The sequence below is a fragment of the Pseudomonas sp. Cab53 genome (assembly GCF_018325965.1).
Taxonomy (GTDB): domain Bacteria; phylum Pseudomonadota; class Gammaproteobacteria; order Pseudomonadales; family Pseudomonadaceae; genus Aquipseudomonas; species Aquipseudomonas chlororaphis_E.
On sequence record NZ_AP021902.1, the window covers coordinates 3,355,432 to 3,380,912 of the forward strand.

A 25,481-nucleotide genomic window follows, 5' to 3' on the forward strand; every position below is an offset into this window, starting at 1 on the left:
CGGGTTCGCTCTAAGGGGCGCAACGCAGTGCTATCAAGCTGCCAGCGTTGGTTATAGGGGTTAGGCGGTTACAGCCGCTCGGGACCGAACGGATGTCATGAAAATTTCATGTGGCTGTGTTGGTTCGGGCCTTACGCAAAAAATCAGCAACGACTTGCGCCGTTGCTGATCGGTGTTGCGTGTCGCTCAGGCGTGGTGTTACAGCGGACGACCAATGCCGTTGCAAACGTTGGTGTTACCAATGCTGAGAGCGTTGGTGCTGGTGAGGAAGCTGCTACGAACGGCTTGCTTCCAGGCCGCTGGCAGCGGCACGAAGCGGTTTGCAGTGATGGCAGCATCGTTGCTACTGGCCGCAGTAGCATTGTAGTGACGGGTGAAGAAGTCACGAACCTGCGTGGTTTGTGCAGCGTCGGCATAGCACTGGCTGAAGATCAAGTTGGTGAAGCCCAGGATCGGATAACCGGTGGTTGGGTAAGCCACGACGCTTGGATCGTTAGGGTTAGTGGTTGCGGCGAACACCGGTACCCAGGCGTTCGGGTTGGCACGATTAGCAGTGGCCGGCACGGGTACCGCAGCGATGGCGGTCGAAACGTTGGCTGGGGCTGGAGACACACCGGCAACCCGCGCTACTTTGGTGGCGTCATCCAGACCAGCCAGAGTCGTCGCAGCGTAATCCGGGCTCATGTAGGTGATGCGGCCTTGGGCAGCGTTCAGCGCAGTCATCACAGCCTGGCTGCCGGTGGCGGCTACAGCGCCAGTCGGCAGGCCACCGCTGTAGCTGGAAGCGAAGGTGGTGGTGATAGCAAAAGTGCCGGTCTCGGCGCACTTGGCGTTCAGGAAGCGGGTGAACAGCTCGGTGGTGCCGCTGCTTTCAGCGCGATAAACCACGGTGATCGCGCCAGTGCGGCCGGAACCGGTGATCTGGCTCCAGTCGGTCAGGCGGCCGGAGAACACGCCGCACAGTTGGTTGACGCTCAGGTCGACGTTGGCAGTGCCGGTCTTGTTGAACGGAATGGCGACCGAGGTGGCTACCGAAGGCACCTGGATTAATGGACCCCAGGCAGCGCCGTGGGCAGTGACGTAGTTGCTCAGCTCAGTGGCGCTGAGTTTCGAATCGCTGCCCGCCCAGTGCACGTTCTTGCTGGTGTTGCCGGCCACGAACTTGGTGTAGTCGTTGTTCAGGAACGCCAGTTTGCCGTTGCCGCTGCCTACGCCGATGTAGGGGGCGAAACCGGCGGTCAGTACGCCGGAAGTCTGGTACAGCGGCTGAGGCAAGGTAGCACCACCGCCATTGACATCGGCCATGGCAGCCTGGGCGGCGCAGAGGCCGGCGAGGGTCAGGGATACTGCGAGAACGTTGCGCTTAAACATGAAGAATCTCCTTTCATCGTGTTCGTACGTAGGTTGGGTGACGCAGGCTTGCCGTCATGGCGCTCGGTCCGGTGCCGCAGGCGTTGGGGTGAGGCCATGGCGTAGAAATTCGCAGGTTCCGGTGACAGATAGAGGAAAAAACCTCGGGAGCTGGAGGCCGATTTCCGGGTTTTTTCCTCGGGTGTTCGAGGGCTCTGGACCGGCATTTTCAGCCGGTTCAACGGCGGCGTTTGGCAGGGCTGCGGTGCAGCGTGCGGCGGGTGGTCAGGACCAGGGGAAAATGACAGAACGAGGAACCCGAGTTTGATGGGGGGCGGGCTCGGGAGTTGAGGTGGAGGCCGTGATTTTTTTTGCCGGACGGTTTTGTGGCGAGGGGATTTATCCCCGTTGGCTGCGAAGCAGCCCATGGCTGTTCACTTCGGTGGGGCAAGCCGGTCGCATCCAGTCTTTTGGGGTCGCTTCGCGACCCAGCGGGGATGAATCCCCTCGCCACAGGAACTGTGTTTGCCAGGCTGCCGTGGGCTCATTGCACCAACTGATTGATCTCGATGATCGGCAGCAGCACCGCCATGACGATCACCAGCACCACGCCGCCCATGATCACGATCATCAGCGGTTCCAACAGTGCGGTCATGCCCATGGCCCGGCGTTCGATGTCGCGGGACAGGGTTTGCGCGGCGCGTTCGAGCATCGGTGGCAGGCAGCCGGTTTTCTCGCCGCTGGCGATCAGGTGGATCAGGATCGGCGGGAAGACTTTTTCCACCCGCAGGGCGGCCGCCAGGTTGACCCCTTCGCGGACCTTGGCGGTGGCGTCACTGACACTCAGGCTCAGGCGTTCGTTGGAGAGTGTCTGGCGCGCCGCCTCCAGCGCCCGCAACAACGGCACCCCGGCACCGCCAAGGATCGCCAGGGTGGAGGCGAAACGCGCGGTATTGAGCCCCAGCACGAACCGCCCGATCAGGGGCAGGCGCAGCACCCGCGCATGCCAGCTGAGCCGCGCCGCCGGGTTGCGCAAGTACAGCCGCCAGCTCCAGAAACCGCCGGCCAGCAGGCAAAAACACAACCATCCCCAGGCGCGGATGAAGTCACTGGCGGTGAGCATGGCCAGGGTCAGCCCCGGCAGATCCTGACGGGCCTGGGAGAAGGCGCTGACCACCTGGGGCACGACGTAGCTGAGCAGGAAAATCACGATGGCGATCGACACCAGTCCCACCACACCCGGGTAGATGAACGCCGTGAGGATCTTGCCCCGCAGGTTGTTGCGCTCCTCGATGTAATCGGCCAGGCGCTCCATCACCTGGGCCAGGTCGCCGGACTCCTCCCCCGCCGCGATCAGCGCCCGATAGATCTCCGGGAAGTCCCGAGGCCGTGCCGCCAGGGCTTCGGCCAGGCGCATGCCGCTGCGTACATCGGCGCGCACCGCGCTCAGGGTCTGGGCGATGTGCTTGCGCTCGGCCTGCTCCACCGTGGCGCTCAATGCCGCCTCCAGGGGCAGGCTCGCGCCGAGCAGGCTCGCCAGTTGCCGGGTGGCCCAGGCCAGGTCGTTGTCCGAGAGCCGGGCACTGAACAGCCCGCCCCCGCTGGCCTGGGCCGTGCTGCGTTCGGCTTCGACCTGCAACGCCGTCAGCCCGCGGCTGCGCAACAGGCTGAACGCGGCGCTCTGGCTGTCGGCCTCCAGATGCCCTGATTCGATCTTGCCCTGGGCGTCGGCCGCCTCGAAACGGTAGCGATTCATCAGGCGTCCCGTGTCACGCGCAGGATTTCTTCTGGCGCCGTGGCGCCGCTGCGCACCCAACGCTCACCGTCCTCGCGCATGCTGAACATGCCGGCCTCGCGGGCGGCGGCGCGCAAGGCCTGCTCGCCCGCGCCCTGGTGGATGAGCGTGCGGATGTCATCGTCAATGCAGAACAGCTCATGGATGCCGGTACGGCCGCTGTAGCCGGTCTGGTTGCAACTCGGGCAGCCCACCGGGCGCCAGGTGCCCGGCGTGGCCGGATCAGGTTGCTTGCAGTGCGCGCAGAGTCGGCGCACCAGGCGCTGGGCCAGCACGCCGAGCATCGACGAGGCCAGCAGGAACGGCTCGACGCCCATGTCGATCAGGCGGTTGACGGCCGACACCGCGTCGTTGGTGTGCAGCGTCGCCAGCACCAGGTGCCCGGTGAGGGAGGCCTGCACGGCAATCTGCGCGGTCTCCAGGTCACGGATCTCGCCGATCATGATGATGTCCGGGTCCTGGCGCAGGATCGCCCGCAACGCCAGGGCGAAGGTCATGTCGATCTTGGCATTGACCTGGATCTGGCTGATGCCCGGCAGGTCGTACTCCACCGGGTCCTCGACGGTGAGGATGTTGTGGACACTGGCATCCAGCCGCGCCAGGGCCGCGTAGAGGCTGGTGGTCTTGCCGCTGCCGGTGGGGCCGGTGACCAGCACGATGCCGTGGGGCTGGCGGATCAAATGGTCGAGCTTGCCCAGCACGGCAGCGTCCATGCCCAGCGTTTCCAATTGCAGGCGCCCGGCCTGTTTGTCCAGCAGCCGCATCACCACCCGCTCGCCGTGACCGGTGGGCACGGTGGAAACCCGGATGTCGATGGGGCGCCCGGCCACGCGCAAGGCAATGCGACCGTCCTGGGGCAGGCGTTTTTCGGCAATGTCGAGTTGGGCCATGATCTTGATCCGCGACACCAACGCGCCATGCAGCGCCTTGCGTGGCGAGACCACGTCGCGCAGGGTACCGTCGACCCGATAGCGCACCACCGAATGGCTCTCGAAGGGCTCGATGTGGATGTCGCTGGCCTCGTCCCGGGCCGCCTGGGTCAGCAAGGCGTTGATCATGCGGATCACCGGCGCGCCGTCCTGGGTGTCCAGCAGGTCGGTGATCTCGGGGATGTCCTGCATCAGCCGGTCGAGGTCCACCTCGTTCTCCGCCGCGCCCACCACGGCGGCGGCGCTGCCAGTGTCGGCGTAGGCCGTGTTGAGCAGGCCATCGAGTTCTTCGTCGCGCACCCGCTCCAGGGGCACTTCGCCGAATTGCCGGCGCACTTCGCTGATGGACCAGCCCGGCGTCGACGGACACACCACCAACACCGCGCCCGCCTCTCCCTGGCGCAACACCAGGCGCTGGGCCTTGGCCCAGGCGTATGGGAGGGTGGTCATGGAAGCCTGCTCCATCGTCCGATAGGTCGTGCACAAAATGTGTGCCTATCAGATTTATCTGTGGCGAGGGGATTTATCCCCGCTGGGTTGCGAAGCGACCCTGAACCGACGCCTCGGCGTGTCAGGCAAACCGAGACCGCTGCTTTGGGGCCGCTTCGCGCCCCAACGGGGATAAATCCCCTCGCCACAACCGTGGGGTGCTTAAGCGTAGTGGTCATCAGCGCTGCTCTCCTTCGAGCGGCACCGCCTTGATCGCCGCCCTGGGCGTTTGCAGCGCGGCAGGTGCGCTGCCGGGGATCGCCCGGGATGCCGCCGGCAGTTGCGGGGCCTGGATATCGGGCATGGCCCAGCTGCGTTCCGGTTGCAACAGGCCCTGGGCGTGGCGCATGAAGTCGTAGCGGTTGAGAGTGATGCTGCGCCCCGCCGCCGTGTCGCGGATGATGTAGGGCCGCAGGAACACCATCAGGTTGGTCTTGGTGGTCTGCCGGCTTTCGTTGCGAAACAGCGCGCCGATGCCGGGCAAGGTCGAGAGCCACGGCACCGCGTCGTTGCTCTGGCTGTAGCCATCCTGCAGCAACCCGCCCAGGACCATGATCTGGCCGTCGTCCAGCAGGATGCTGGTGTCGATGGCGCGCTTGTTGGTGACAATCCCCGTGGTGCTCGAAGCGCGGTTGTCGACGCTGCTGACCTCCTGGTAGATATCCAGCTTGACCGTACCGCCCTCGGAAATCTGCGGCCGGACGTTGAGTTTCAGGCCCACCTCTTCGCGGGTCACGGTCTGGAACGGGTTGTTGCTGGTGCCGCCGCCCCCGGTGACGTAGCTGCCGCTGACGAAAGGAATGGTCTGGCCGACGAAGATGCTCGCGGCTTCGTTGTCCAGGGTCAGCAGGTTCGGCGTCGACAGCACATTGGTGCCGCCCTTGCTCTTCAAGGCCCGGGCCAGGACCTTGAGGTCGAGGATCTTGCCGATGCCGGGAATGTCCACGGTGCCGTTGACCAACCCGAGGTTCAGGCCCTGGGGCAGCACATCAATGCTGGTCTTGCCGTTGAGGTTGAGCCCGCTGCCGCCCAGGTTGACCCCGCCGATCACCCCGCTGCCGCCGAGGTTGCCGGTCTGCCATTGCACGCCGAACTCACTGGCGTCGTCTTCGCCCACTTCCACAATCAGGCTCTCGATCACCACCTGGGCACGTCGCTGGTCGAGCAGGTCGATGACTTCCCGCAGGTTGCGGTACAACGGGTCGGGCGCGGAGATCAGCAAGGTGTTGGTGGTGGCATCCGCCTGGATGGTCACGCCGCCCGCGCTGAAGGCGGTGTTCTGCTCGTTCTTCGTCGAGCTCGCGCCCTGCCCGCTGCTGCCCTGGCCGTAGCCATTAACGTTGCTATTACTTGAAGAGCCGCTACCGGTCGCGGTGCTGGTGCCATCGGTACTGCTCTGTGCGCTTTGGCCATTGGTGCTGGCGCCCATGCCGCTGAGCACCGACCGGGAATTGTCGTTGCCCTCGCCTTCGCTTTCGCCGGTGAGCAGACCACGCAGGGCCTGGGCCAGCTTGCCGGCCTGGGCGTTGCGCAGGTACACCACGTGCAGGTTGCTGGGGTTGTTCTGGGCGTTGTCGAGTTTGTAGATCAGGTTGCGCGCCAGCTCGGTGCGCTCGGGGCTGCCGGCCCGGATGATGATGGAATTGGAGCGCGGGTCGCCGATCACGTTGATTTTCTGGGTCTGGTCGCCACCCTGGGTTTCCAGCAGGTCGGAGACCATCTGCGCGATGTCCACGGCGATACCGTTCTGCACCGGCACCACATCGGTGTCGATGGCGCTGGGGGTGTCGATGCCTTCGATGAGTTGCGCCACCCGCGACAGGTTCTCGGCGTAGTCGGTGACGACAATGGTGTTGTTGCCGGGGTAGGCATTGATCGGATTGTTCGGTGAGACGATCGGGCGCAACACCGGGATCAGGTTGACCGCGTTCTCGTATTGCAGCCGGAAGGTGCGGGTCAGCATGCCATTGCCGGCCGGTTTATCGGCGCTGTAGATCGGCCCGCCCAGCAGCTTGGCGTCGGCCTCGGGCACCACCTGGGCCACGCCGCCGACGTCCACCACGCTGAAGCCCTGCATGCGCAACGCCGCCAGCAGCATGGCGTAGGCCTGGCTTGCCGGCACCTGCCCTTCGGACACCAGCGTCAGGTTGCCCTTGACCCGAGGGTCCACCAGGAACTGCTGGCCGGTGGAACGGGACAAGGCCCGCACCACGGCCTGGATATCCGCCTCGACGAAATTCAACGTCACCGGCTGATCCCCCAGCGGGTTGCGCGCCGGCGGCGGGTTGCGCGATTCACGGGCACGGGACGTCAGGTCGACCTGGTGGCGCGCCGCCGGTTTCTGCTCACGTGCCGCCTGGGCTCGCTGACGGTCGAGCAACGCGTCGCCGCTGCGCTGCGTGCTGCCCAACGGAACACCCAGTTCGCTGTCCACCAGCAACGGTGGCTGCGAGGCCGGCGGCGTGCTGTTGCACGCGCTCAATGCCAGCAACAACAGCGGCGCGGCCTTGCGCCAATGACGTGGGTAACGGGCCCCCTTCATGAAGCTTCCTTAGCGCCTTGCGCCTGATGCATGCGAACGGTTCCGGACAGAGTGCCGGCGGTATTTTCAAGACCAGTGGAAGCGGCCGTGGCCGTGCGTTGCAGGCGCGCCTCGGACACTTCCAGGGACAATGGCCCGGGGTTGCTCAGCAGCCAGCCGATCACGCCGTCGGCCGGCGCGTCGGTGAAGGTCAGTTGCCAGGCGTTGGCCGTATCGGCGCCGGGCGCCTGCAATTGGTAGTGATCGCCCAGCCCGCTGGCGTCCAGGGTCTGGCGCAGGGCTGCTTCCAACGGCTGGCCTGGCGCCGGCCCGGCGACGTCCCGCAGCAGCACTTCGAGGGCTTCGGTCTGTGAGCGCAGCTTCGGCGTTTCGGCCTGCCAATAGGCGATGGTCTTCAACGGCGGCTCGATCAATCCCAGCCAGACCAGGCTACCGCCGAGCACCAGCGCGCTCAGGGCCACGGCCCGTCGTTCGCGCACGGCCAGGCCTTGCCAGAAGGTCCGGCAGCGGCTGCGCAGGGTTTGCCAGCGGACGCTCAGCACGGCCAGGGACGGCTTATTCATCATCGTCTTCCGCGGTATCTTCGGGGGTGGCCTGGCCGGCCTGGGTCATGCGCAAGGTCCAGCCCTGGTCAACGGCGACGACATCGATGCCGGCCTGGACCAGGGGGCCTTTCCAATCGTCTTCGGCGGCGGCCTTCGGCGCGTCGGGCACGAGCTCCAGGCGCAACTCGCCGTTCTCGAACACCAGGGCCTGGGCGTTGCCGCTCATGAACGGCATGGCACTGCCGGCCTGCTGCATCAGGCTGACGAAGCGTTGGCTGGGGTCCGTCGCCGTACCGTCCTGGCGCGCGGCAATCTGTTGCCGGGCCTGTTGCAGCGGATTGAGCACCACCGGCAAGTCCGGGAACGCCTGCTTCACCCGTTGGCTCATTTGCGCCTTGAGCCGTTGCCCCTGGGCCGCCTCACGGGCGGCGTAAAGGTTCAGGCCCACCACCCACACCGCCACGGCCATGGCACACAGGGCCGCCGCCCGGCCCCAACCGCCGCGTCCGGCCGTGTTGCGCGACAGACCGGCATGCAAACCCCAGCCCGGCGCGCTGCCGGTCCAGCGGTGGATGTCGGCCAGGGGCGTGATCGACGCCTGGGGCGGCGCTGCGCCGATCCAATGCAAGCCGGGCCCCATGGTCATCAACCACTCTTCCAGCGCCTGTTCTTGCAACGGCTGCACCTCGGCCTGCTGCGGACCATGGCGCAGCAACAGGTGACCGTCTTCGATGCAAGCCACCGGGCCGGCCAACACGGGCAAGGCATAGGCCGCCGGGTACAGGCCGCGCAACTTGAGCCCGGCCTGGTGCAACAACTGGCCCAGCCGGGCGAGCGACTGCCGGTCCAGCCAGGCGATCTGGACCTGCCCGTCGACACCCCGCGGGCTGTGAGCCACCTGCATGTGTTCGCTGGCGCCGAGCATCAGGGCCTGGGCCGCGCACGTCACCGCGGCGGTGATCTTCGCCGCCGGCAACAGCGGCAGCTCCAGGCGAGTCAGCAGGCTGTCGCGGGGATGAAGAAAGCACTCCACCGAGAGATTCCGGGCGCCCTGCCCCAACGCCCTGAGGCTGCTGCGCCCGTGCTCGCGCACCTGGCCCTGGCGGTCCAGCGCCGCGAACGCCACCGGGCTGTCGAGGTCCAGTTCGGCCAACGGCGCCAACGCCACGCGCAACCGTGTCATACGCCCACCCTCGACCAGATCACCCGGGGCAACCGGTCCTGGGTGCGTTGCAGCAACGCATCGACTTCAACCCGCCGTTGACCGCTGCGGGCCTGGCCGCGCAGGCGGAACCAGTCGCTGGTGATGCCCACCTTGACCGTGGCCGTTTCCAGCTCCGGCATGCGCAGGCGGTTGACGAAATCCCCGCGATTGACGAACCAATGGCCGCCCTCCCGCTCCCGCACCAGCGCCTCGGCCCGCTGCAACGACAACCCCGGCACAGCGGCGGCCAGTACCGGGGCACTGGCGGTGTTGCCGTTGACCCAGGTATTGGCCGGCAGGATCGTCACGTAGGGCGCCAGCGCTGCCAGCACGGCAGGCGTGACGCCCTTGACGTCGCCCAGGTCGCGCACGGTGCGCAGCATCGGTCGGGTCGGTTTGAGTAATGCGGCATCCGCGTCAGGCGAGGTGTCCCGGCCACTGTCGAAGGTACGCCCCGTGGGCGCTGTGTCCGCCCGTTCCGGGTTCAGCGTGCGCGGGTACGCTTCAATGACGCGCTCGACGATGCGGTCGCGCACGCTGGCGGCGATCCCCAGCTGCCCGCAGAGCCGTTCGAAGGCATTCAATTGTTCCTCGTCGACACGTTCATTGGCGACGAGGTTGCGCAGGTTGAACTTGCCCTGCTCATCTTCGAGCTGCCCTTCGAACGGCGTATCGACCTGGTTCGAACCGGGCAGGACAATGGGTTTTGCCCAAGGCTGGCCGAAGCGTGTCAACGGATCACGCTGGCGGGCCTCCCACAGTAATTGGCGACTCAGCGCCAGGCCGCCTTGCATCCGCGCACTGCCCTGGATGCGCAACTGCTCGGCTTCCAGGCTGCGGGTGAACAGGGCCTGGCGAGTGAGCATGCCACCGGCGATCACCGCGACCACGGCAGCGATCAGCAAAGCGCTGATGACCGCCATGCCGCGCTGCTTCGCCGCGAGGGGCGAATTCGTTCCCATCACGGTCCTTAGAGCTGCCAGGAGCCAATGTCGGCATTCACGCCGTCGCCGTCGGGCTGGCCGTCGGCGCCCAGGGAGAACACGTCGACTTCGCCATTGGCGCCGGGGTTGAGGTAGTTGTAGGGACGGCCCCAGGGGTCGTTCGGCAGGCGTTCCAGGTACGAGCGCCAAGTGCCGTTCTTGGCGTCGGCGGGTTTCTCCACCAGCACCTTGAGGCCCTGGTTCATGCTCGGGTAGCTGCCGTGGTCCAGGCGATAAAGCTTCAAGGCTTGCATCAACCCGCCAATGTCCTGCTTCGCCGCCGTTGCCCGGGCCTGGTCGGGACGGTCGAGCACCTTGGGCACCACCATGGCCGCCAGGATGCCAAGGATGACCACCACGACCATGATTTCGATCAGGGTGAAGCCCCGCTGCCCGCGTGGGCCTTGGGGACGGGCGTTGTAACGGGCGATCTGCATCTCGACGGTCCTTCGCTGGATTCGATACGAGGCGCAGTGTTGCAAGAAAATATGTCAGTGATATTGAAATTGCTCAGGAGCTTGCGTCGTCAATCGGTCACGAACGCGGGCTAACCTCAAGGGCTGCATTTGCCTTGAGCCCACCCCATGCCCCGCCCCGCCCCGCACGCCGGCTTCACCCTGATCGAAGTGCTGGTGGCCCTGGCGATCATCGCCGTGGCCATGTCGGCCGCGGTGCGTGTGGCGGCGGTGATGACCCAGGGCAATGGCTTGCTGCGCGACAAATCCATCGCCCTGCTGGCCGCCCGCAGCCAACTGGCGCAATTGCAATTGGAAGGCCGGCTGGCACCCGGCCTGAAGGTGTTCGACTGCGATCAGGGGCGCCTGTTACTGCGCTGCGAACAGACCTTGCGCACGGCGCAGGACGGTCGGTTGTTGCGGGTGGAACTGAGCGTGTCGGACCGCAGCCGCGAGGCCCCGCCGCTGGCGCGGCTGGAGACGTTGGTTGTTCGGGAAACGGTCCGTTGAATGCAAATGCATTTGTGGCGAGGGGATTTATCCCCGCTGGGGGGGACTGTCAGATTTTTTGTGTTCGGGCCGGTAGCGGCCTGCCGTCAGGCAGGCCTTGATTTCACCAGGTCGGCCTGATGAACCGATCTCCGTACAGAATCGCAAATTGATTCATTGCACTTTTCCAATCATGCGCCGCCGAGCCCCAGTTTGCTGTGATGTTGCGCAGCCCCAGCCAGATCAGTTTGGTTGCAGCGTCGTCGCTCGGAAAGTGACCACGGGTCTTGATGATCTTGCGTAGCTGAGCGTTGATGCTCTCGATGGCATTGGTGGTGTAGATCACCTTGCGGATCGCGGGCGGGAAAACAAAAAATGGAATCACTCGATCCCACGCCCGTCGCCAGGCCGCCACAACCGTTGGATATTGCTTGCCCCAGGGCCCGCGCTCAAATTCATCCAGAGCCTGTTCCGCCGCTTGTACATTGATGGCCTGATAGATCGGTTTGAGGGCCTTGGCCAGTTCTCGACGCTTGTCCCAGGCCGCATAATCAAGGCTGTTGCGGATCAGATGCACGATGCAGGTCTGCAATGTTGTTTCCGGAAATACCGCGCTGAGGGCCTCTGGCATGCCTTTTAGGCCATCGGTTACGGCAATCAGCACGTCCTCGACGCCGCGCGTCTTGAGGTCGTTGAATACCTTCATCCAGAACTTTGCCCCTTCGGTGTTCTCGATCCAGATACCCAGGATGTCGCGTGTCCCGTCGGGTAAAACGCCCAGCGCCAAGTAAATCGCTTTGTTGCGAACCAGACCTTCTTCGCGAATTTTGACCCGCAGAGCATCAAAGAAAATGACCGGATACATCGGCTCTAGGGGACGCTGTTGCCAAGCGCCAATCTCTTCCATCACCTCGTCGGTCACGGAGCTGATGAAGTCAGGCGAAACATCCGTCCCGTACTGCTCGGAAAGAAACGCCCGGATCTCTCTGACCGTCATCCCACGGGCATACATGGCGATGATCTTGTCGTCGAAACCGGTGTAACGGCGCTCATGCTTGGGAATAAGAATGGGCGAAAAACTGCCCTCTCGATCACGCGGGATATCCAGCCGGAGCGGGCCATCACCGGTCAGCACCGTCTTACCGCTCTTGCCATTGCGCTGGTTGGTTTCATCCTCTGGACGCTGCGCGCCCGGAGGATAGCCCAGGTGATGGCCCAGCTCAGCGCTCAGGGCACGCTCGATCAGCGCCTTCTTGAACGCCGCAGAGGCCTCTTCGATGGCCTCCGCGGTCATCAGCGGGGCGGCGGAAAACTGCTCAAGAAGCTCTTTCGGGACTTTCGGTAATTCTCGAAGCGGTTTCTTTTTGGTTGGCATACATGCACCTCTTACTCATGTTATGCCCGAACACAAAATTTCTGACACCCTCCGCTGGGGTGCGAAGCGCCCCCCTCTTACTGCCGCCTCGGTGTCCCCCGGCAGATTCATTCGGCTGTTTGGGGCTGCTGCGCACCCCATCGGGGATAAATCCCCTCGCCACAACAGGCTTGGCACAGATTCAGTGCTGAACAAAAGACGGCAAACTCACCGAATCCGGCAACTGCGCCAACGCCAGCCGAGTCTGCTCGCTGCCACGCTCGATCACCACCGCTTGCGCCTCGATCGCCACCAGCCGCACGCCTTGGGCCACCCGCTCGCCCACCAGGAAGCTGCGCGGCGGGCCCTCGTTGAGGCTCAGGATCGCCACAGCGCCATGGGCACCGGCCATCACCCCGCTGACCTTGATCTGCACCGGCGCCGGCTGGTTGGAAAACCATTGCAGCGCCGGGCTATCCGAACGCTCGGCCATGCGTTGCGGGGCGACATCCGGCGTGCGCGACTCGGCAGAGGTCAGCAACAGCGAAGACCAGGTCGCCACCCCAGCCAACGCCGCCAACAACGCCAGCGCCTGGACGAGATGCGCCGGGGATACCCGTTCGATGAACGCCATGGCCTGAATCTCCTTTTTAATTCCGACCCCCAGCGTACCCCGCAAATCTCTCCGTTTTATTTCACACCCTTATCATCTTGCCCGTGCAGGATGGTCCCGACGCAAAGGAGCGCGAGATGGCCCGGGACACGCAACGCGGTTTCACCCTGATCGAATTGATGGTGGTGCTGGTGATCATCGGCATCGCCAGCGCGGCCGTGAGCCTGAGCATCAAGCCGGACCCGCTGAAGGTGCTGCGCCAGGACGCCGAGCGGCTGGTGCAGTTGCTGCAACTGGCCCAGACCGAAGCGCGCACGGATGGGCGGCCGATCACCTGGCGCTGGGACGCCAAGGGTTTCAGCTTCAGTCGCCGCGGCGACCAGGACACCGCGCTGGATCGCTTCAAGGATGATCCCCAGTTGCATCCGCGTCGCTGGCAGAGCCCGTCGATGGACGTTCGCGTGGAGCCCAGGCAACGGGTGGTGCTCAACGCCGAGTGGCTCGGCGAGCCGTTGCAGATCCGCCTCTCGGATGGCCAGAACAGCCTGAGCGTGCAACGCAATGCCGCCGGGCGGGTGCAGATCCAATGAACGCTCGGCAAACAGGTTTCACCCTGCTGGAAGTCATGGTGGCGATTCTGCTGATGGCGGTGGTCAGCCTGATCGCCTGGCGCGGGCTGGACAGCGTGACCCGGGCCGACAGCCATTTGCAGGCCAGTACCGAGCAGACCGAGGCCTTGCTGCGGGCGTTGAATCAGTTGGAGCGCGACGTGGCCCTGCGCGCCAGCATCGAGTTGAGCGAGCCGCTCAAGCCCGGCATCGACGACGAACCCTCGACCGCTCCACCCGCCCTCACCGTGCGCAGCACCGACGGCCAGGGCTTTCGCCTGGATGTGATCCGCGTGGCCGCCGCCCGGGACGGCGCGCTGCAACGGGTGCGCTGGTGGCTAAAGGGCAACACGCTCTACCGCGCCCAAGGCCCGGCACGCGACCGCTATCCGCTGCCCGCGCCGGGTGACGGAGTCGCCGTGCTCAATGAAGTCAGTTCGGCGGGACTGCGCTACTGGGACAAGGACAAAGGCTGGCGCAAGCTCAGCGGTAACCGCCAGGAGAACCCATCCGGCATCGAAATCAGCCTGACCCGCGAGACGCCCCAAGGCACTGAACGGTATCGACAGGTGTTAGGGCCGTTGGAGTAAGGCGAAGTCATTCAATGGCAGCAGGATCAATGCCCCACAGCTGCATCCAGTGCAACCGCAGACGTTAGGTCGGCTGTCAGGCCGCCTTCGCGGGCAAGCCCGCTCACACAGGGGATTGAGGTTTGGCCGCGAGAGTCATGCCGTCTTCGCGAGCAGGCTCCCACAAATGCTCCACGGCGAACGCTGTGGGAGCGGGCTTGCCCGCGAAGGGGCCCGCCCAGGCACCGCCAGGCTCAACTCAGGACCACCACACCGCCCGGCAGCTCGGTGCATTTTGCCCCATAGGCATCGCGGATCAGCAGCGCCACGCCCGCCAGTTGGTCGAGGCGGAACCGCGCCTGGACCTTGCGCAAGCCCAGTTCGCGATTGAGCAGCAGCAACATGCCAGGGCGGTAGCGGTTGATTTCATCGATGACGCTGGCCAGGGTCGCGTCGTTGAACACCAGCACCTGGTCGCGCCAGGCAATGGCCGCCGAAACGTCGGCCTGCTGGGGCGTGCCGACCCGCGCGGTGTCGTAGGTCAACTGCATGCCCGGTTCCAGGCGAAAACGCTGGCCCCGCACCTCGACCTGGACGATGCCTTCAAGGCAGGTCGCACAGACCCGCTGATCGGTGTAGCGAACGTTGAAGCGCGCTTTGGCGGCGCTGATCCAGCCGGCTCCGGCCTGGACGCTGACGGCCTGGGTGCTGCGCCCCAGCACTTCAATCTCGCCGCCGAGCAACTCCAGGCCGGCCCCGCCATCGTTCAGGGCACGGCGGCTGAGGCGCGTCTGGGTGTTCAGTTCCAGGCTGACGCCGTCGGCCAGCTCCACCCGGCGCTGCTCGCCGACATCGGTCACATAGTCGGCGCCCAGGCCGGACACGCCACCCGGCACCGTCGCCCGGATCAACAGGAAACCGGCCGACGCCGCAATCGCACCCCCGAGCAAGGCCCGTCGGCCGAAATGCCGCGGCGCCTGCAATGCCGCGACCGCCGGTTGTAAACCGTGCCACAGCGCCTTGGCCTCCTCGAACGCTTGCGCGTGTTCGGGGCTCTGCCCGCACCATTGGCGCAGGGCCCGGGCATCGGCCACGGTGGCGCGCCCCGAGGTGAGCAGGATCAACCAGTCTCGGGCCTCGCCGGCCAACCGGGCCCGGGGCGTGGCGTCAGGGGAAGTGATGCTGAAGATATTCAAGCGCAAACACACTCGCGAATGGGTCGGGTCTCTACTCTCAAGACGGTTTTCCCGCGCCGGGACCGAACCGCTGAATGACTTTTCTTTCCAGACGCAGGGCGCAATGCCCCAGCGCAGCCTTGACTTCCTTTTCCACCATGCGCGTGGAAATGCCGAAACGCTGGGAGATTTCCAGGTGCGGTGCTTCTTCCAGGCGCGCGGCAATGAAGATCCTGCGCCGCCGCGCCGGCAGCTCGTACAAGGCCTTGAGCAGGATCTGCAACTCCTTCTGCCCGCCCACCACCCGGGCCGGGTCCTGCGCTTCATCCGAGACCTGCAGCAACTCCTCGACTTCATCGCCGGTGAGCAGCCGGGCATCGGCCTGGCGGCGGTCGGCCGCGATGTTCAGGGCCATGCGGTACAAATAGGCGTTGGGCTGGGCGATCTCCTGGGTGTCGACCATGCGATCGACCCGCAGGTAGGTTTCATGCAGCACATCATTGGCCAGTTCCTCGGAACCCAGGCGCCGACGCAGGCGTACCTTGAAATCCTCATACGAGGTGAGGAACAGCTTCACCAATGGGCTGCGGCCGATCTCTTTCATCGCCCGGACACCCCTTCCCCTGCTGTGCATTCCATGCTTCTTCCTGATGAGTCGGGTAACAAGAGCAGGGTCACCGGCTGGCGCAGCGAACTGGGCGCCGGGCGGTCGATCCTGAGGTTTTGCAAGCTGTTGACCAACGCCTTGTCCCGCAGCAGATCACCCGTGGAACTGACCAGGCGACTGTGCTGGACCACCCCGTCACGGCCGATCCAGATCTGCAACACCGCCCGAAAGCTGCCCGGTTGGGTCAACGGCGAGCGACACAGGTTGCGTTGGATCACCGTCTGGATCGCGGCGGCGTAGTTGCTGTCGCTCAGGCCCGGCGTGACACCGGCAGGCAGCGCCACGTCGCGGACCTGCACCGGCTGCAACGTGAACGCGTCCGCCCGGGCGTAATGCGCCGCCAGCCCGGTCCCGCTGAGCAGCACTCTCAACCCGTCGGCGGGTGTGAACCGCCCCTGGACGCCCAGCGTCTGGCGTTGGCTCGACAGCTGATGGTCCACCAGCACCGCCATGCCCGTCGCGCGGCTGAATTGCTCCAGCGCCGTGGTCAGCGCCTGGGGCGCGATGTCCAGGTCCACCAGGCTCGCCGCCTGGACAGGCCCGGTCAACAGGCACCACGACACCACCAGCCAGCCCAAGGGCGCCCAGGTCAAACCACGTCTGCCCCCGCCCCCGGCTCTGCCCTGCTGCACGACTGACGTATCCGTTGAAAACCGTCATCCTGAGGGGTGTTTATGAATGTCGTATGACATCTGATACAAATCCCCAGCAGCGCACTAGACTGATGCCCTGACAACGCACCGTCCCCCTGGGACGGGCCAGGAGGTCGGTGATGAAACAGTGGATGCGCATGACAGCAGGCCTCGGTCTGCTGCTGGCCCTGCCCTGGGCCCAGGCGGAAGAGGCGCCGGCGTGTATCGAGGTGACGGTCGGCGGCTACAAGACCCCGGACTACAACTGCCTGAGCCGGCAGATGGGCAATGACCCGCAAGCGGCGGCTACCGCGCAACGGGCCCGGGAAGCGCTGGACGTACCCGTCAACGAACGCGCGCCGAATAGCCTCGGCCTGGTCACCCCGGCAGCCACCGGGGTGCGTATGGGCAATGCGTTTGGCAACTCGGTGAAACCGCAGCGCCCCCCTGCTGCGCCGAACAACTCACCGTTGCCCAAGTGACGATGCTGCCCTCGCCACAGGATGGCATCCAGACATGAGTTGGCAGGTCATCAACCGCCCGGACGCTGGCGAAAACTCACCGCTAGGCGGTTCCAGCTGCTGATGGTGCTGATCGCCAGGGTCAGGTCTACCAACTCTTCCTCGCTGAAGCAGCCGCGGGCCAGGGCGTAGACCTCGTCCGGCACCTGGCTTCGGACCAGCCGCGTGACCGCTTCGGTCCAGGCCAGGGCGGCATGTTCGCGGGGAGTGAAGAAACCGCTGTCACGCCATACCGCTACGGCATACAGACGCCGCTCGGTTTCGCCCAGGCGGCGCGCCTCCACCGAATGCATGTCGGTGCAGAAGGCGCAGCCGTTGAGTTGCGAGGCGCGGATCTTGACCAGGTGCAGCAGCGCCGGCTCGATACTCAGGCGACTGGTCATGGCTTCCAGGCCGATCATGGCTTTCATTGCCCCCGGGGAGGCACTGTAGTAATCCAGACGCGGGCTCATGGCGGGCTCCGTGGCGATTGAAGCCTTTACGGTAGGCCCTGGGGGCGTTCGGCGACAGGTCCAATTCGTCGAAAAATCCGGGACCAGCACGCAGCAGGCCAATCGGCGGGATTTTCTCCACGCAACTTCAAAGCAGCGGCACAATGCGGGTAATCTTGCGCCTTTGACGCTGGCCGCCAGCAATCGCCCAGGAGCCTGCGGGTATGGAACTTCATGTTGTCATCAACGGCCGCAAGGACCTGGCGGGCCAGCTGTATCAACAACTGCGCAGCGCCATCGAAGGCGGTCGCCTGGCCGCCGGCACGCAGTTGCCGCCCAGCCGCCTGCTGGCCGAGCAACTGGGCATTTCCCGCAAGACCGTTTCCGACACCTACGCGCAGCTGACCTACGAAAACTTCCTCACCGGCATCATCGGCAAGGGCACCTACGTCAATGCGCGACCGGCCCGGATCGTGCGCAAGCAAAGCCACCGCGAACTGGCCGGCGCCGAGGTGGTCGAGGCCTGGCGCACCATGCCGGACCTGATGCGCCATCCGACCCTGGAAGGCGCCCTGCGCTACGACTTCATCGGCGGCGCCACCGGCAAGGGCCAGTTCCCCCTGGACGACTGGCGCCGCTGCACCGCCCATGCACTGCGCCAGATCGCCAGCGCCAAGGGTTTCTATAGCCAGCCCGAAGGCCTGCCGGCGCTGCGCAACGCCATTGCCCGGCACATCGCGTTTTCTCGCGGGGTCAATTGCCAGGACGATGACGTGGTGGTGTGCAACGGCGCGCAGCAGGCCCTGGACCTGATCTCGCGAGTGTTGACCCGCCCCGGCAGCCTGGTGGCCATGGAAGATCCGGGCTATCCGCCGGCACGCTTGCTGTTCGGTTCCCAGGGCGCGACGGTGACCGGGGTGCCGGTCGACGAGCAAGGCATGCGCGTGGACCTGATTCCTGACGGCACACGGCTGATCTATGTCACGCCGTCCCATCAGTTTCCCCTGGGGATGCCCATGAGCCAGGCCCGCCGCGAAGCCTTGCTGGCCCGGGCCTACGAACTGGGGGCAATCATCATCGAAGACGATTACGACAGCGAGTTCCGCTACGAAGGCCGGCCCGCCGATTCGCTGCAGAGCATGGACGAGCGCGGGATCGTGGCGTATGTCGGCACGTTCTCCAAGACGTTGCTACCCGAACTTCGCCTTGGCTACGCCATCCTGCCGCCGGCGATCCTCGAAGCGGTGATCCTGGCCAAGCGCCTCACCGACCAGCACACCTCCACCCTGCCGCAATGGGCACTGGCCAAGTTCATCGCCGAGGGTTGCTTGCTCAAGCACATCCGCCGCTGCCACACGCTGTACGCCGGTCGACGCGAGCGCCTGCTGGCGCGCATGGCCGGGGATCTGTCGCCGTGGTTCGACGCCGTGCCCACCACGGCCGGCTTCCACATGGCGGTGTTGTGCAAGGTGCCGATCGACCTGGCGCTGGTGATCGAACTGGCGAAAAAAGCCGAGATCGGGCTGTACAGCCTCGAAGGCTTCTTCAATGAAACGCCGGTACGACCGGGCCTGTTCTTTGGCTTTGGCGCCATCGAGACCCTGGACATCGACATCGCCCTGGACCGTCTGCGCGACATCTTGCAGCAAGTCGCCTGAGCCATTGGACTGGGGATTTATCGGCCCATTGGCTGTTTGAGCATGGACCCGACGGGCTTATCCTGCACGGGTGTCATCAAGGGTTGAGTAACATCCGTCCGACTTGATTCAGGAGCCCGAACAATGTCTCGCCACGTGATCAATACCGTAGAAGTGCAGGCCGCCGCCGGGCGTTCGGAGGAACTGGGCCGGCAGTTGCAGCAGATCGTCGAAACCCTGCGGGCTCTGCCGGGCTGCGATGCCTACCTGGTCGACCGTTGCCCGGAAGACGGCGACCGTTGGAGCGTCAGCGGCCGCTGGCAGTCGGAAGCGGCCATGCAGGCCCACTTCAACTGTCCCGAGGTACAGGGCTTCATCAGCCTGATCGACAACCGCCTGGCGCGCAGCGTGGACTTCAACAGCTTTCCGATCGTCTGATGCCGCGTCGTGCACACAAACCCGTGGCGAGGGAGCTTGCTCCCGCTGGGTTGCGCAGCAGCCCCTTTTATGAGCGCTTCGCACTCAAGCGGGAGCAAGCTCCCTCGCCACAGGTTCGGGGCTCGCCAATTGCGTATGGGTAGATCTCGATTGGTCTACCCACCTTCCGAAAGATTGGACGTTTGTTTGCCAGGACATGGGGCTTAGGGTGGGTTCATCGAGAACCACTCAACCAAAAGGTCCTACCGCCATGAAAGCCCTCTACCTGATCGCCGCCCTCAGCTTGCTGCCCGTTACCCCAGTGCTCGCCCACGACGCGGCCCCTTCGGAAAAGGTCAATGTGTTGCAGGAAAAAGCGCTGAAAAACCTGCCCGGCAAAAAAGCCATGATGCTGACCGTGGACTACGCCCCGGGCCAATCCTCCATCGCCCATAAGCATGAGGGCACGGCGATGGCCTATGTACTCGAAGGCGCCATCACCTCCCAGGTCAAAGGTGAGCCGGCCGTGACCTACAAGGCCGGGGAGTTCTGGTATGAAGCCGCAGGCTCCGAGCACCTGGTGTCGAAGAATGCCAGCACCACCGAACCGGCGAAGCTGCTGGTGTTCATGGTGTTGGGCGAGAAAGAAGCGGTGTTGATTCCCCTGAAGAACTGACACGGGCTTGCTCGCGAGTGCAGTGGCTCAGCTGATGAAGAGGTTGACTGGCCCACCGCTTTCGCGGGCAAGCCCGCTCCCACAGTGCTGTTTGGTGGGCTCGAGGGGTGTGTTCGCCACGGATCCCCGTGTGGGAGCGAGCTTGCTCGCGAATGCAGTGCGTCAGGTGATGAAGAGGTTGACTGACCCACCGCCTTCGCGGGCAAGCCCGCTCCCACAGTGCTGTTTGGTGGATTCCGGTCCGAACGGGGGTAAAAAAAAACCCGCATCTCTCGATGCGGGTTTTTTCATTTCAACGCCGGATCAGTTGGCCGTCACGACCGTCTGACCTGCCAGCGCCAGGTCCAGCAGTTCGCGGTTGGCGACTGCGTACATGGCGTAGTCGGTGCCGCTGGCGGCACGGATGTCTACCAGCATGGCGCGCCAGCGCTCGACCATGTCCTGGTGCTGCTCCAGCCACAGGGCCAGGCGGGTTTCCACGTCCTGGGAACCGTCGCCCTCTTGCAGGACCGAGATGGTGATCGCCCGTTGCTGCCAGTCGACATCATCGCGGAACGCTTCGCGGGCCAGGGCCTGCCAGTTGTTTTCCACCGGCAATGCGCTGATCTGTTGCAGGTACCAGGTGACGTCCAGGGCGCTGCCCACGGCGAAGTAGGCCTTGGCCACGTCGGCGGCGTTCTGGCCGGTGACGTCCGACGCCTCGATGATCGGCAGCAAGGTGTACAGGTGGGTGGTGCCTGCAACCATGCGCGCCAGCAACTCCGGCACACCGGCGGCCACGTAGGCCTGGTAGCGGGTCTGCCAACCTTCGCGGGTCGGACCTTCCAGCAGTTCGTCGAGCTTGAGGCCCAGCGCCGCCAGGTGCGGACCGAAGTGAGCGACGTCGCGGGCGGCGTTCTGCTCGTTGCGGCGGCTGCGCAGGAACCAGCGAGTGGCGCGGCGGCCCAGGCGCATCAGCTCATCCATCAGCTCCAGTTGCACGTCGGCCGAGACCTGGTGGTCCAGGGCCTCGATCTGACGGAACCAGTGCGGGAGATGGAAGATGTCACGCACGATCACGTAGGCACCCGCCACGTTCGCCGGGCTCATGCCCGTGGACTCCTTGAGCCGTTGAACGAAGGTGATGCCCATGTGGTTGACCAGGTCGTTGGCGATCTGGGTGCTGACGATCTCGCGCTTCAGGCGATGGCGGCGCATGGCCTCGGAGAACTTGCTCACCAGCGTTGGCGGGAACGCGGTTTCCATGTCACGGGTCAGGTAGTCATCATCCGGGACCAGGGAGTTGAGCAGCGCTTCCTTGAGGTCGATCTTGCTGTAGGAGATCAGCACCGACAGTTCGGCACGGGTCAGGCCATGGCCTGCCGCAACGCGTTCGGCCAATTGCTCTTCGGTAGGCAGGAACTCGATGGCACGGTCCAGCTTGCCCCGCGCTTCCAGGTCGTTCATCAGGCGCTTGTATTCGGCGATCCGCACGAATGCACGGCGGGCCGCCAGGGACAGCGCCTGGGTCTGCTTGTAGTTGTTGCCCAACACCAGGCCGCCGACTTCGTCGGTCATGCTCGCCAGCAACTGGTTGCGTTGCTTATCGGTCATGTCGCCAGCCTGCACCACTTCGTTGAGCAGGATCTTGATGTTCACTTCGTGGTCGGAGCAGTCCACGCCACCGGCGTTGTCGATGAAGTCCGTGTTGGTGGCGCCGCCATGCAGGCCGAACTCGACGCGACCCAGTTGGGTCATGCCCAGGTTACCGCCCTCGCCCACGACCTTGCAGCGCAGCTCGTTGCCGTTCACGCGCAACGCATCGTTGGCCTTGTCGCCGACATCGGCGTGGCTTTCGGTGCTGGCCTTGACGTAGGTGCCGATACCGCCGTTCCACAACAGGTCCACCGGTGCTTTGAGCAAGGCGTTCAGCAGTTCGGTCGGGGTCAGCTTGTCGGCGCGGATGTCAAAGCGCTCTTTCATCTGTGGCGAGATGGCGATGCTCTTCGCGCTGCGCGAGAAGATACCGCCACCTTCGGACATGATGCTGGTGTCGTAGTCGGTCCAGGCCGAGCGCGGCAGGTCGAACAGGCGCTTGCGCTCGGCGAAGCTGCTGGCCGGTTCCGGGTTCGGGTCGATGAAGATGTGCAGGTGGTTGAACGCGGCCACCAGTTGCAGCTTGTCGGACATCAGCAAGCCGTTGCCGAACACGTCGCCGGCCATGTCGCCGACGCCCACCACGGTGATGCTGTCTTGCTGGACATTGATGCCGCGCTCGCGGAAGTGGCGCTGCACGCCAACCCACGCGCCCTTGGCGGTGATGCCCATCTTCTTGTGGTCGTAACCGGCCGAACCACCGGAAGCAAAGGCGTCGCCCAGCCAGAAGCCGTAGTCGATGGCGATGCCGTTGGCGATGTCGGAGAAGGTCGCGGTGCCCTTGTCGGCCGCCACCACCAGGTACGGGTCATCGTCGTCATGGCGCACGACGTTGGCCGGCGGCACCAGGGCGCCGTCCTTGAGGTTGTCGGTGATGTCCAACAGGCCCGAGATGAAAATGCGATAGCAGGCGATGCCCTCGGCCGCGATCTCGTCGCGGCTGCCACCCAGCGGCAGGCGACGCGGCAGGAACCCGCCCTTGGCGCCGACCGGCACGATCACCGAGTTCTTCACTTGCTGGGCCTTCACCAGGCCGAGCACTTCGGTGCGGTAGTCTTCTTCACGATCGGACCAGCGCAGACCGCCACGGGCAACGTTGCCGAAGCGCAGGTGCACGCCTTCGACCCGCGGCGAGTAGACGAAGATCTCGAACTTGGGCACCGGCTTGGGCAGTTCGGGGATCAGGTGCGGGTTGAACTTGAAGCTGAAGTAGGACTTGTTCTGGCCGTTGGCGTCGGTCTGGTAGAAGTTGGTCCGCAGGGTGGCCTTGATCAGGTCCAGGTAGCGACGCAGGATGCGGTCTTCGTTGAGCACCTGGACGTCGTCCAGCGCGGTGAGGATCGCCTGTTCCAGGCGCAGCTGCTTGTCTTCCAGGTCCTCGGCGCTGAGTTTGCGCGCCAGGTAGAAGCGGGTCTTGAACAACCGGGTCAACTCGCGGGCGATGTCGGTGTGGTTGTTCAGGGTGCTGGCGATGTAGCCCAAATCGAAGCCCAGGCGGATCTGCTTCAGGTAACGGGCATAGGCACGCAGCAGCGCCACGTCGCGCCATGGCAGGCCGGCGGTCAGCACCAGGCGGTTGAACGCGTCGTTTTCGGCATCACCGCGCACGATGTGGACGAACGCATCCTGCAACGTGTCGTTGAGTTGCTGGATGTCCAGGTCCAGGCCTTCGGCGGCGGTGAACGCGAAATCATGGATCCAGAACTCGCGGCCATTGGTGTGGCGCAGGCGGTACGGGAATTCACCCAGCACCCGCAGGCCGAGGTTTTCCAGGATCGGCAGGACGTCGGACAACGCCAGCGGCGTGTCGGCGTGATACAGCTTGCAGTGCAGCTCACGCTGGCCGGAAACCTGGCCCAGCGGCTGGTAGAAGCTCATCACCAGCGGGTTCTTTTCATTCAGGCTCAGCAGGTGTTGCATGTCGACCACGGCCGAGTGCGCGGCGAAGCGCTCGCGGTAGCCGGCCGGGAAGCCTTTGGGGAAGTCGGCCAGTACATTGGTGCCCTGGGCTTCGCCGAAGCTCTCGATCACCAGGCTGGCGTAGTCGTCCTTCCAACTGCGGCAGGCCTGGACCACTTCTTTTTCCAGCAGCAACGGGTCGATGTCGATCCGGTTCTTCGGGTCCACCCGCAGGATCAGTTGCACGCGCGCCAGGACGGACTCGGAGAAGAACGTCCAGAACTCGCAGTCCGTGGCCTTCAGGCGGTCCATCAGCACCTGCTGGATCTTCTGCCGCACTTCGGTGGAATAGATGTCCCGTGGCACGTAGGCCAGGCAGTAGCAGAAACGCCCATACGGGTCTTTGCGCAGGAACACGCGGATCTTGTTGCGTTCCTGGATCTGCACGATGGACATCACGGTGCTGAACAACTCGTCGACCGGGGTCTGGAACAGGTCGTCACGGGGCAGCACTTCGACCACCTGGGCCAGTTCCTTGCCCAGGTGCGCCTTGGCCTGGAAGCCCGAGCGACGCTCGATTTCCTCGACCTTGCGCCGGATGTACGGGATGACCCGGACACTTTCGCCGTACACCGAGGAGGTGTACAGGCCCATGAAGCGGCATTCCTTGATGACCTTGCCGTTGGCGTCGATTTCACGGATCGACACGTAGTCCGGGTACGCCGGACGGTGCACGCGGCTCGGGTGCGCGGCCTTGGCGAACGACAGCAGGGTTGGTTCGCGCAGGTAATTGACGGCGTAGTCTTCGATGCGCAGGTCATCGGCGGTGAGGCCGGCGCGCAGCAGCTTGGTCAGGCCCAGGAAGGACTCGGGGTTGTACTCGATGTGGCCGCCATCGGCGTCTTCACGCACCACGAACTCTTCATAGCCGAGGAACGTGAAGTGGTTGCCCACCAGCCATTCCAGGAAGCTCTTGATCTCGCTCTTTTCGTCGGCATCGATGACGTGGGCGCTGTCGTCCAGGCCCGCCAGGATTTCCTGGACCTTGGCCTTCATCGGTTCGAAATCGGCCACCGCCACGCGCACTTCGCCCAGCACTTGCTCGAGTTCCTTGGTCAGGACGCTGAGTTCGGTGGCGTTGGCGCAGCGGTCGATTTCCAGGTACATCAACGACTCTTGCAGGATGCCGTCGCCCTGGGTGCCCTTGGGCAGGATTTCCAGCAACTCGCCCTTGCTGCCGCGACGCACGCTCAGGACGGTGGTTTGCAGGGTATGGATGCTGTAGCCGCGACGGTTCAGTTCGGTGCGCACCGAATCCACCAGGAATGGCAGGTCGTGGTGCAGCACTTCCACTGCCGTGTGCGTCGACTGCCAGCCGTGGCGTTCGTAGTCGGGGTTGTAGACACGCACCTGCGGTTGCGCGTGGTCGAAGCGCTCAAGCAGGCGCCAGGCAGACAGGGTGCAGCCGGCGAGGTCGGACAACCGGCGTTGGGTGAGTTCATCGAGGGAAATGATGCCGAAGAATTGTTCAGCGAACAGCGCCACTTGTGGCAGTGCCTGTTCACTGATGTGCTGCGCCAGTGCCGCTTGCAGTTGGTGCTGGAAGTCGGCTTTGCTGGCTGCGGTGAAGAACGCCATCTGTGGTACTCCGCTTGGGCTTGTTATTGATGGAAGCGTCGCGTGCAGCCCCTTTCGGGGCCGTCGGCCATCCCGTTCCTGATTCTCGGGCAGAGGAAACAGGATGACAGGTGGGTGAAGCTGGACGGGACCCGCAGGTCACATTCCTTTTCCATGTAATTTCCATGTAATGAACACCTGCAAAAAACACCCTGGGGGCGGCCTTTGCAGGAGCACATCCGTTGCGCA

22 protein-coding genes are annotated in these 25,481 nt (G+C 64.6%); 7 read left to right on the forward strand and 15 right to left on the reverse strand.

The annotated features are described in order from the left end of the window. Positions 1-198: 198 nt before the first annotated feature. The 8 genes from KI241_RS14505 to gspG all read right to left on the reverse strand — a co-directional run bounded on the left by KI241_RS14505 (position 199) and on the right by gspG (position 10,274). Positions 199-1,371, reverse strand: coding sequence for a substrate-binding domain-containing protein (locus KI241_RS14505; protein WP_042729748.1), 1,173 nt, complete (start codon positions 1,369-1,371; stop codon positions 199-201). A gap of 523 nt (positions 1,372-1,894) precedes the next feature. Next, entirely contained in the window at positions 1,895-3,106 is a 1,212-nt protein-coding gene (gene gspF / locus KI241_RS14510; RefSeq protein ID WP_053145251.1) for a type II secretion system inner membrane protein GspF, read from the reverse strand. Continuing rightward, positions 3,106-4,524: a type II secretion system ATPase GspE gene (gspE, locus tag KI241_RS14515; protein ID WP_212802635.1), complete on the reverse strand. Its 1,419-nt coding sequence runs from the start codon at positions 4,522-4,524 to the stop codon at positions 3,106-3,108. Before gspE ends, gspF begins: the two co-directional genes overlap by 1 nt. A 217-nt stretch (positions 4,525-4,741) precedes the next feature. Continuing rightward, positions 4,742-7,105, reverse strand: coding sequence for a type II secretion system secretin GspD (gspD, locus tag KI241_RS14520; RefSeq protein WP_212802636.1), 2,364 nt, complete (start codon positions 7,103-7,105; stop codon positions 4,742-4,744). Then, positions 7,102-7,668: a type II secretion system protein GspM gene (gspM, locus tag KI241_RS14525; protein WP_212802637.1), complete on the reverse strand. Its 567-nt coding sequence runs from the start codon at positions 7,666-7,668 to the stop codon at positions 7,102-7,104. The genes gspD and gspM overlap by 4 nt, the downstream gene beginning before the upstream one ends. Next, complete coding sequence (gene gspL / locus KI241_RS14530; protein WP_212802638.1) at positions 7,661-8,833, reverse strand: type II secretion system protein GspL; 1,173 nt, start codon at positions 8,831-8,833, stop codon at positions 7,661-7,663. The genes gspM and gspL overlap by 8 nt, the downstream gene beginning before the upstream one ends. Next, on the reverse strand, positions 8,830-9,816 hold the full coding sequence (gene gspK / locus KI241_RS14535; protein ID WP_212802639.1) for a type II secretion system minor pseudopilin GspK: 987 nt from the start codon (positions 9,814-9,816) through the stop codon (positions 8,830-8,832). The genes gspL and gspK overlap by 4 nt, the downstream gene beginning before the upstream one ends. Positions 9,817-9,824: 8 nt before the next feature. Beyond that, complete coding sequence (gene gspG, locus KI241_RS14540) at positions 9,825-10,274, reverse strand: type II secretion system major pseudopilin GspG (protein WP_042732916.1); 450 nt, start codon at positions 10,272-10,274, stop codon at positions 9,825-9,827. Between the two features lie 147 nt (positions 10,275-10,421). On the opposite strand from gspG, the gene gspI reads away from it, so the two are divergent. Next, the gene (gene gspI, locus KI241_RS14545) at positions 10,422-10,802 is read left to right on the forward strand and encodes a type II secretion system minor pseudopilin GspI (RefSeq protein ID WP_123579138.1); all 381 of its coding nucleotides are present in this window, start codon (positions 10,422-10,424) and stop codon (positions 10,800-10,802) included. Between the two features lie 103 nt (positions 10,803-10,905). Here gspI and KI241_RS14550 read toward each other — a convergent pair whose 3' ends face one another. Next, positions 10,906-12,156 (reverse strand): IS256 family transposase, encoded by a 1,251-nt coding sequence (locus KI241_RS14550; RefSeq protein ID WP_212802640.1) that lies wholly within the window; start codon positions 12,154-12,156, stop codon positions 10,906-10,908. Between the two features lie 181 nt (positions 12,157-12,337). Continuing rightward, on the reverse strand, positions 12,338-12,769 hold the full coding sequence (locus tag KI241_RS14555) for a type II secretion system protein N (RefSeq protein ID WP_042732040.1): 432 nt from the start codon (positions 12,767-12,769) through the stop codon (positions 12,338-12,340). 116 nt (positions 12,770-12,885) lie between these two features. Here KI241_RS14555 and gspH point away from each other — a divergent pair, with 116 nt between their 5' ends. Both gspH and KI241_RS14565 read left to right on the forward strand, forming a co-directional pair. Then, positions 12,886-13,338, forward strand: coding sequence for a type II secretion system minor pseudopilin GspH (gene gspH / locus KI241_RS14560; RefSeq protein WP_042732041.1), 453 nt, complete (start codon positions 12,886-12,888; stop codon positions 13,336-13,338). Then, entirely contained in the window at positions 13,335-13,946 is a 612-nt protein-coding gene (locus KI241_RS14565) for a type II secretion system protein GspJ (protein WP_042732042.1), read from the forward strand. Before gspH ends, KI241_RS14565 begins: the two co-directional genes overlap by 4 nt. 233 nt (positions 13,947-14,179) lie before the next feature. On the opposite strand, the gene KI241_RS14570 is transcribed toward KI241_RS14565, so the two are convergent. The 3 genes from KI241_RS14570 to KI241_RS14580 are packed head-to-tail and all read right to left on the reverse strand — an operon-like array spanning position 14,180 to position 16,333. After that, on the reverse strand, positions 14,180-15,121 hold the full coding sequence (locus KI241_RS14570; RefSeq protein ID WP_047739525.1) for a FecR domain-containing protein: 942 nt from the start codon (positions 15,119-15,121) through the stop codon (positions 14,180-14,182). 37 nt (positions 15,122-15,158) lie between these two features. Beyond that, positions 15,159-15,704, reverse strand: a complete 546-nt coding sequence (locus KI241_RS14575; protein WP_042732043.1) for a sigma-70 family RNA polymerase sigma factor — start codon at positions 15,702-15,704, stop codon at positions 15,159-15,161. After that, entirely contained in the window at positions 15,701-16,333 is a 633-nt protein-coding gene (locus tag KI241_RS14580; RefSeq protein ID WP_042732049.1) for a secretin and TonB N-terminal domain-containing protein, read from the reverse strand. Before KI241_RS14580 ends, KI241_RS14575 begins: the two co-directional genes overlap by 4 nt. A 206-nt stretch (positions 16,334-16,539) precedes the next feature. Here KI241_RS14580 and KI241_RS14585 point away from each other — a divergent pair, with 206 nt between their 5' ends. Next, a complete protein-coding gene (locus KI241_RS14585; RefSeq protein WP_042732044.1) occupies positions 16,540-16,881 on the forward strand; it encodes a hypothetical protein in 342 nt (113 codons plus the stop codon). Between the two features lie 50 nt (positions 16,882-16,931). Here the strand turns inward: KI241_RS14585 and KI241_RS14590 are convergent, their stop codons facing one another. Beyond that, positions 16,932-17,372 (reverse strand): carboxymuconolactone decarboxylase family protein, encoded by a 441-nt coding sequence (locus KI241_RS14590; RefSeq protein WP_212802641.1) that lies wholly within the window; start codon positions 17,370-17,372, stop codon positions 16,932-16,934. A 203-nt stretch (positions 17,373-17,575) separates the two neighbouring features. Here KI241_RS14590 and KI241_RS14595 point away from each other — a divergent pair, with 203 nt between their 5' ends. The 3 genes from KI241_RS14595 (at position 17,576) to KI241_RS14605 (ending at position 20,081) form a co-directional block, all read left to right on the forward strand. Continuing rightward, complete coding sequence (locus tag KI241_RS14595) at positions 17,576-19,009, forward strand: PLP-dependent aminotransferase family protein (RefSeq protein WP_042732046.1); 1,434 nt, start codon at positions 17,576-17,578, stop codon at positions 19,007-19,009. Between the two features lie 123 nt (positions 19,010-19,132). Beyond that, entirely contained in the window at positions 19,133-19,426 is a 294-nt protein-coding gene (locus tag KI241_RS14600) for a putative quinol monooxygenase (protein WP_047737828.1), read from the forward strand. Positions 19,427-19,676: 250 nt separating this feature from the next. Next, on the forward strand, positions 19,677-20,081 hold the full coding sequence (locus tag KI241_RS14605) for a cupin domain-containing protein (RefSeq protein ID WP_212802642.1): 405 nt from the start codon (positions 19,677-19,679) through the stop codon (positions 20,079-20,081). A gap of 303 nt (positions 20,082-20,384) precedes the next feature. Here the strand turns inward: KI241_RS14605 and KI241_RS14610 are convergent, their stop codons facing one another. After that, entirely contained in the window at positions 20,385-25,253 is a 4,869-nt protein-coding gene (locus KI241_RS14610) for an NAD-glutamate dehydrogenase (RefSeq protein WP_212802643.1), read from the reverse strand. Positions 25,254-25,481: the final 228 nt, after the last annotated feature.